Origin of the sequence: Nostoc sp. UHCC 0251, from assembly GCF_034932245.1 — a bacterium.
Classification (GTDB): Bacteria; Cyanobacteriota; Cyanobacteriia; order Cyanobacteriales; family Nostocaceae; genus Nostoc.
Genome location: NZ_JAYGHD010000272.1, coordinates 1 through 1,452 on the forward strand (window position 1 = coordinate 1; position 1,452 = coordinate 1,452).

At 39.3% G+C, this 1,452-nt stretch carries 1 protein-coding gene; it reads right to left on the minus strand.

The window, feature by feature from the left end; translation table 11 throughout:
• Positions 1–16: 16 nt before the first annotated feature.
• Positions 17–1,357: a transposase gene (locus VB740_RS18150; protein WP_323201350.1), complete on the minus strand. Its 1,341-nt coding sequence runs from the start codon at positions 1,355–1,357 to the stop codon at positions 17–19.
• Between the last annotated feature and the right edge of the window lie 95 nt (positions 1,358–1,452).

Consider the following 1,452-nt stretch of genomic DNA (forward strand, 5'->3'; position numbering starts at 1 on the left):
CAATACCTCTGCCAATTTACGAGGGTTCAACGCCGGTGGAAACGGGATGAATACGTCCTAAAGCAGTAAGCTTGGCAAAAATCTTGGTTAATAAAATAGGCTCAGGGATTTCGGGAAGCATTTTTAACATTTCACGAACATATCGAAAACCACGGTAGTAAGCCTTAAGATCAATAATGCCGGAGTCGGGATTGTGTTGACGGAAATCAGACAGAAGATGATGGGATAAGTTGACCATAAAGAATGCTAAGTTAGCAGCATTAGTCACGGCAGCTTGGCTCAGGTTCATAAAATCTTCCAATCCCCAAAACTGTTTGGCATCTCGAAAATTAAACTCGATTTGAAAGCGCAGTTTGTAGTAGTCGATTATCTTTTCGTATGACAACTTTAGGTCGCTAGAAAATAGGATTACATGACTATTAGCATTAGTTTTAAGATTGGTTTTGAACAAAATAACTATATTCAGTGCTTGGGCAAATTCCTTGTGGAGTAAAGTAGCTTGATAAATATCGGTTTTGATATCATCTTCAATGGTACTTTTACATAAATATCTATCATGCATGTTACAGTAGTCAATCTTATCACCGTATTTACGACGAGAGCGACTATTGGAGTCAGGATGTTGATAGGGTATATACAATGCCGAATCATGGCGCAACTTGGAAATTATGTGCAAATTAACTTGCCGAACCATTTGCAAGGCATTATTGTTACCAAAATGACCGTCTAAGACTAAGTAAGTCAGTGGGATAAAGTTAGCTATTAACAAGACTAACTCATTAATCATCTTCTTAATTCTTAGTAATTCCGATGTGAGGATTACTTCTGTTTTATTTTTATTTTTACTCCCTTTTGGTCGTCCACGTCCACGTTTTTCTTTGGATTTGATTTCTGTTCTTGGCAATACGCTACTTTCTTCTACATTGCTCTTGATTACCTGTTCTATTTGAATCGGAAACGAGTGTCTTCGCTCAACACTTACTAATGATAATGTAAAAAAAGATAGCCCTAATATAGGTTTGCTGACGAGGCTAGAAAAAAATCTATCCAGCCCATAAGTCTTTTTCCCGGATTTACTGATTACAACTTCATCTCCTGCAAGCAAATATACCTCATTTGTACGAAACAAATGCTTGCGGAAAAATAGCCAAAACAACGTTGCCCAAGGGATTACTGTATGAAAGAATCTCAATATCGTCCGATAACTACCACCAGTGCCTGTCCAGCGCGAGATTCCCAACATGGTGGCTCGCCCGCTCATTGCTAACATGGCCAGGATTATCTGGTTCAATTGCCGCATCGTCGTAGCGTTTATCTGCGGTAGCAAGCATTGTAGCAGTGATAAGATATCGGACATGGGCTGATTGTGGTTTTTGAGTTGTCGTTGTGAGAGACAATAACTCTACTACATCGGCCCTCTCTCCTCATCCTCTTATTTTGGCTAAGGTATTG

Excerpts from the sequence above, each read along its gene's own strand:
- VB740_RS18150 (WP_323201350.1), bottom strand. The coding sequence starts at position 1,357 with ATGTCCGATATCTTATCACTGCTACAATGCTTGCTACCGCAGATAAAC.